Source organism: Micromonospora sp. NPDC049580 (assembly GCF_040675595.1).
In the GTDB taxonomy this organism is placed as follows: Bacteria; Actinomycetota; Actinomycetes; order Mycobacteriales; family Micromonosporaceae; genus Micromonospora.
On sequence record NZ_JBFAPG010000818.1, the window covers coordinates 1 to 1,272 of the forward strand.

Consider the following 1,272-nt stretch of genomic DNA (forward strand, 5'->3'; position numbering starts at 1 on the left):
GCGGCTCACACGGGCGGCTGCCCAGCGACCCGGCGGACGCCCCGGTGCTGCTCTGCTCCGACCCGTCCGCTGCCCGGGACCGGGTCGCGGCCACCGAGGTGAAGGCGCTGCTGCTGGAGTTGGCCGGGTTGGCCAACGGCGACGGTGGCCGGACCGGGGTGGGATCGTGACGTCCACCGTCGCCCCGACGGACGCGAGCAGGCTGCGGGAGCGCTTCGACGCGGAGTTGGCCGCCTTCCTCGACCGGCAGGGCCCGGACTGGCCCGACGGAGCGCCGCGCGGGGTGTTCACCGCGCTGCAACGGTTCGTGCTGGCCGGCGGAAAGCGGCTGCGTCCGCTGTTCTGCTACTGGGGCTGGCGGGCTGCCGGGGCTGCCGACGGCCGCCCGATCGTGGTGGCCGCGGCGGCGCTGGAGCTGTTCCACGCGTTCGCGCTGATCCACGACGACATCCTGGACGGCAGCGACCGCCGCCGGGGCGAACCGTCGGTGCACCGCCTCTTCGCCGACCTGCACGCCCGCTCGTCGTGGCGCGGCGACCCCGAGGCGTACGGGCGCAACACCGCCCTGCTCTGCGGGGACCTCTGCGCGGCCTGGTCGGATCAGATGTTCCACGAGTGCGGGCTGGACACCGAGCAGGTGCACCGGGGCTACGCCGTGTTCGCGCTGATGCGCACCGAGGTGATCGCGGGGGAGTACCTCGACCTGGTCTCCGGGGTGGGTGACGGCTCGGTGGCCAGCGCGCTCACCGTGATACGGATGAAGGCTGCCCGGTACACGGTCACCCGACCGTTGCAGATCGGCGCGGCGCTGGCCGGGGCGGGGCCGGAGCTGATCGCGGCTCTCGGCGAGTTCGGTGATCCGTTGGGTGACGCGTTCCAGCTCCGCGACGACGTGTTGGGCGTCTTCGGTGATCCGGCGGTCACCGGCAAGTCGATCCTGGACGACCTGCGCGAGGGCAAGCCCACGGTGATGATGGCGCTGGCCCGCAGCGCCGCCGACCGGTCGCAGACCCTGCGGCTGCGTGAGCTGTTCGGCAACCCGAAGTTGGACGCGGACGGCGCGGTCGAGCTGCGCGAGATCATCGAGGCCACCGGCGCCCGGGACCGGATCGAACAGATGATCAGGATCCGCAAGGAAGCGGCGACGGGAGCGCTGGCGGCGATCCCGCTCCCGGATTCGGTACGGGCGGCGTTGGTGGGGTTGGCCAGTCAGGTGACCGGTCGGCAGTCGTGACGTGTCGGCGTCGCGTGCCGCACCCGACGAGGGGCGGC

At 73.0% G+C, this 1,272-nt stretch carries 1 protein-coding gene and 1 pseudogene; both read left to right on the forward strand.

All coding sequences use genetic code 11. From position 1 onward, the window contains the following. Positions 1-170, forward strand: a pseudogene (locus AB0J68_RS32305) (alkaline phosphatase family protein); the annotation flags it as partial. After that, positions 167-1,234 carry a polyprenyl synthetase family protein gene (locus tag AB0J68_RS32310; RefSeq protein ID WP_354854588.1) on the forward strand — a complete coding sequence of 356 codons (1,068 nt, stop codon included), beginning with the start codon at positions 167-169 and terminating at the stop codon, positions 1,232-1,234. The pseudogene AB0J68_RS32305 and the gene AB0J68_RS32310, both read left to right, overlap by 4 nt. Positions 1,235-1,272 lie beyond the last annotated feature (38 nt).